Below are 3,971 nucleotides of genomic sequence, written 5' to 3' on the forward strand. Positions count from 1 at the left end.
GGCCACCAGATCCGTTCTTACGTGCTGCAGCCCTATCAGATGGTGAAGGATCTGCGCACCGGCGTGCAGACATCCGACACCTCCGGCGTGCTCGATGGCGACCTCGATGATTTCATGGCGGCGACGCTGGCTCAGCGCGCCTTCGGCACCTCGCCAGGCGCCATCGACGACGTCGACTGATCCGATGGCCCATGTCGCATTCATCGGTCTGGGCCGCATGGGCCATGGCATGGCCGGGCGCTATCTCGACGCCGGCTTTTCGGTCGCGCTGTGGAATCGGAACCTCGCCAAGGCTGATGAACTGATCGCGCGCGGCGCGCGGCTGGCGTCGTCACCGGCGGACGCGGCGGCCGGCGCCGACGCGATCGTCACCATGGTCGCCGACGATGCGGCCTCGCACGCGGTATGGCTCGGCGAGCAGGGTGCGGCGAGCACGGCCAGGGCCGGCGCGCTGGCGATCGAATGCTCCACCGTTTCGCACCAGCACGCCCTCGACCTAGGTCGCGAACTCACGGGGCGTGGTCTCGCCTATCTCGATTGCCCGGTCACCGGCCTGCCGGAAGCCGCCGCGAGCGGCAGCCTGACGTTGCTGGTCGGCGCCGACGCTGCGGATCTGCGGCGCGCCCAGCCGTACCTTGCGCCGATCGGCTCCACGATCCGGCACTTCGGGCCAATCGGCTCGGGCACGGTCTACAAGCTGGTCAACAATCTGATGGGGGCGATCCAAATCGCCGGGCTGGCCGAGGGCCTCGCCATCGCCGAGCAGGCCGGGCTCGACATGAAACTGGTGCTGGAGTCGATCGAAACCGGCGTCACCGCCAGCCCCGGCGTGATCCGGCATTCCCGCCGCATGGTGGAACGCAATTTCGCCGGCGCGACCTTTACAGCCGCGTTGCGGCACAAGGATGCGGCCTACGCCGTGAGATTGGCCGAGAGCCTGTTGCGGGCTTCGCCACTGGTCGGTCGTGCCGTCGTGCAGGCCTATGACAACGCCAAAGCCTATGCGCCCGATGATGACGAAGCGAAGATGATCGAGCTTGTATCGCGCGCCAGGACCGGCAATGCCGGCTGACGGGCGCTTCGCGTCTGCGGCGTCATGGGCTAGCGAACCTTGAGACGGCATCTTTTCTTCAGCCCCGCCGCCGGTATGATGTGAGCGCTGGAACCCGATCGGGTTCGCCGGCTTGGTGTGGCGCCGTGCATCGCGGCGTTGAAAATCAATCAACTGGGGGCGTTATGAAAGTCATTCCTATCCTGGCGATCGGTGTTGCGTTGATGCTGGCCGGTTGCGGTCGCGATCCCGGCCCGGCGGGGCCGAAGGGCGACGTCGGCGCGCAGGGGCCGGCAGGGCCGCAGGGCGCGCAAGGCGTGCAGGGCATACCGGGCGTGCAGGGCCAGGCCGGCGCCCAGGGGCCGCAAGGTCCGCAGGGAGCCCCCGGCACACCCGGTGAAAAGGGCGACAAGGGCGAGGCCGCGCCGGTCACGTTGCGCGCGGTTCAGGCGGATGGATCGGTCAGCTGCGAGGCCAACGAGACGCTGGTATCACTGTTCTGCCCGAGCGGGGGCGTCCCGGACGGCATGAAGTGCGCGACCTCTCCGACGGTCGGGCTCTGCCTCAAGAAGCCCTGACAGTCGGTTTGCGGACGGATCCGGCATGATAGCAAAGCACTAACGCTGTCGTGCCGGCGGCTGTGACATTATGACTTCATTATTGGTATCCGATTACTTTGCGACGATTGGATCGCAAGTAATAGGTCAGTGATAATGAAGTCGCGCGTTTTGACGGCCGGCGCTTTGCTGACCGGTGCATTCGTTATCATTGCCGTCGCCTTTGCCGCCTCGCTGATCGTGCAGTTTTCGCAGGCGTGGTCGGAACTGGATAATGCGCGGCGCGCCGGCACACTTGCCAATGCCGACGCGGCGATCTTCCGGACGACGCAAATGCTGCGCGTGGGACGTGCTGCTACTCAGACAGTCCTTGCCTCGGCCGAACAACCGCTACCGGAGATCAAGCGGCTGATCGCCCGGAACGATGTCCAGTTGAAAGTCGTCGATAGCGTCGTGGACTCCGCTCTGGCCGACAATGTCATGGCCTTGATGGCCAAGGTGCGGCAGAGCGTGGCCAAGGCCCGGGCGCTGGAGGACGGTGTCTTCGCACTGGCTGCGAAGCCCAAAGCGGCGCGCGAGGTCAAGGATAGCCAGCCCTGGTACGAGGCCGTCGGTGCCGTGGCCGCTAACCTGTCGGACGTTTCCCGCTCGATCGCCGGCGAAGCCAGGCTGGCCGATCCGGTGATCGGTGAATATGTGCTGGCGCGGCAATATTCCTGGTCAGCCCGCGACAGTTTCGGCACCGAGTGTTCGGTCAACCGGCCGCTGTTCAATAGCGGTGCCGTCGTCGACGCCAAGGCGCGCCTGCAGATCGCCCGACTGCGCGGCGAGAGCGGCCGGTCGCTTCTGATGCTCGATGATCTGCTGTCACGCGCCGGTGCGCCACGCGCGCTGATAGACGCCGCGGCGAGCGCGCGGCAAATCTACAATGACGCCTATGCCGCGCGGGATGCCGCCTATGCCAAGTCAGGAACTCCCGAAGCGCCGAACGCGGCCGGCTGGACCGAGATCTGCAACACGCCGATCGAACAGGTCGTCAAGGTCGCGGAGGCCGCATTGGTGGGCATGGCGCAACGCGCCGAGCAGCGCCATTCCGCCGCGCTTGGTTATCTCCTTCTGATTGGCTCGGTGCTGATGATCGGCGTCGCCGGCTCGGTGCTGGGTCTGTGGATGATCCGGAAGCGCGTCATTGCGCCGGTACGTTCGCTGACACTGTCGATCGCGCGGCTGGCCCGGCGCGACTTCCAGACCGAAGTCCCGGCAATGATCCGCGCCGACGAGTTCGGCGCGATGGCCACGACGCTGGAGGATCTCCGGCTCGGCGCCCTCAATGCCGAACGCCTCGTCCTCGAACAGGCCGGCGACCAGAACGCGCAAGTGGAGCGCGGCCAGCGGCTCGAAGGCCTTGTCAAAGGCTTTGAATCCAAGGCCGAACAACTGGTCGGCCTGCTCGTCAAATCCTCGGTCGAACTGGAAGGCACGGCGGAGTCAATGTCTTCCACCGCCGGGCGCACCAACCAGCAGGCGGCGACCGTCGCATCGGCCGCGCGGCAGGCCGGCGAGGGCGTGCAGACGGTGGCCACGGCCGCCGAGGAATTGTCGTCATCGATCGCCGAAATCGCGCGGCAGGTTGCCCATTCGACTGAGATCACGCACAAGGCAGTCGAGGACGCCCGCCGGACCGACGGGATTGTGCGCGCGCTGGCTGACGCTGCCCAGCAGATCGGTGATGTCGTCGGCCTGATTTCCAACATCGCCAGCCAGACCAATCTGCTCGCGCTCAATGCGACGATCGAGGCGGCGCGGGCGGGCGAGTCGGGGCGCGGCTTCGCCGTGGTCGCGACCGAGGTCAAGGCGCTGGCGCAGCAGACTGCCACCGCGACCGATGATATCGGCAACCAGGTCAAGCAGATCCAGAGCGCCACGCAGGAGGCCGTGGAAGCCATTCGCGGCATCGGCTCGACCATCGACGAGGTCAACGGCATTGCCGCGGCGATCGGCGCGGCGGTGGAGCAGCAGGGGGCGGCGACCGCGGAGATCGCCCGCAATGTGCAGCAAACCGCGGCCAGCACCGAACAGGTGACCCGCAACATCGCCGGCGTCAGCCATGCCGCTAGCGAAACCGGCGCGGCAGCTTCCCATGTTCTCGATGCCGCCGGTCAGGTCTCGCGGCAGTCGGAGAGCATCCTGGACGAAGTCAACCGCTTCATCACCGGGGTGCAGGCCGCGTAGCGCGGGATGATTTCGAGCTAGTTTGCAACGCACACCCCTGTCATTGCCAGGAGCACTTGCGACGAAGCAATCCAGTTCTTTCGTCGCTTGCTGCTTCTGGATTGCCGCGTCGCTTCGCTCCTCGCAAGGAC

At 66.3% G+C, this 3,971-nt stretch carries 3 protein-coding genes and 1 pseudogene; all 4 read left to right on the plus strand.

The genetic code is table 11. The features are described 5' to 3' along the window. A pseudogene (gene prfB / locus Q0S16_RS16725) lies at positions 1-180 on the plus strand (peptide chain release factor 2); the annotation flags it as partial. 4 nt (positions 181-184) lie between these two features. Then, on the plus strand, positions 185-1,072 hold the full coding sequence (locus Q0S16_RS16730; protein WP_295850223.1) for an NAD(P)-dependent oxidoreductase: 888 nt from the start codon (positions 185-187) through the stop codon (positions 1,070-1,072). Between the two features lie 164 nt (positions 1,073-1,236). Then, the gene (locus Q0S16_RS16735) at positions 1,237-1,629 is read left to right on the plus strand and encodes a hypothetical protein (RefSeq protein WP_295850225.1); all 393 of its coding nucleotides are present in this window, start codon (positions 1,237-1,239) and stop codon (positions 1,627-1,629) included. 135 nt (positions 1,630-1,764) lie between these two features. Then, a complete protein-coding gene (locus Q0S16_RS16740) occupies positions 1,765-3,840 on the plus strand; it encodes a methyl-accepting chemotaxis protein (RefSeq protein WP_295850228.1) in 2,076 nt (691 codons plus the stop codon). Positions 3,841-3,971 lie beyond the last annotated feature (131 nt).

The organism is Tardiphaga sp., from assembly GCF_025356345.1.
Classification (GTDB): Bacteria; Pseudomonadota; Alphaproteobacteria; order Rhizobiales; family Xanthobacteraceae; genus Tardiphaga.

Bases quoted from the DNA above. Each gene is read 5' to 3' on its own strand.
- Q0S16_RS16730 (WP_295850223.1), top strand. From the start codon at position 185: ATGGCCCATGTCGCATTCATCGGTCTGGGCCGCATGGGCCATGGCATG.
- Q0S16_RS16740 (WP_295850228.1), top strand. From the start codon at position 1,765: ATGAAGTCGCGCGTTTTGACGGCCGGCGCTTTGCTGACCGGTGCATTC.
- Q0S16_RS16735 (WP_295850225.1), top strand. From the start codon at position 1,237: ATGAAAGTCATTCCTATCCTGGCGATCGGTGTTGCGTTGATGCTGGCC.